This window comes from Lyngbya sp. CCY1209 (genome assembly GCF_035615495.1).
Taxonomy (GTDB): Bacteria; Cyanobacteriota; Cyanobacteriia; order Cyanobacteriales; family Microcoleaceae; genus Limnospira.
In genome coordinates, this window is record NZ_JAJENU010000685.1 from 1 (window position 1) to 209 (window position 209).

The following is a 209-nucleotide window of genomic DNA, read 5'->3' on the forward strand; positions in this document are numbered from 1 at the left end:
AGCGCCAACGTTTGGGATCGGTTCTGCAACTGGGTCACTTCCACCAACAACCGCCTCTATGTGGGCTGGTTCGGTGTCCTGATGATCCCGACGTTGCTGACCGCCACCATCTGCTACATCATCGCTTTTGTCGCCGCTCCCCCCGTGGACATCGACGGCATCCGCGAGCCCGTCGCCGGCTCCCTGTTGTACGGCAACAACATCATCTC

Annotated in this window: 1 pseudogene; it reads left to right on the top strand. The window is 60.3% G+C overall.

The features are described from left to right. Nucleotides 1–209: pseudogene (locus LKE08_RS28280) on the top strand (photosystem II q(b) protein); the annotation flags it as partial.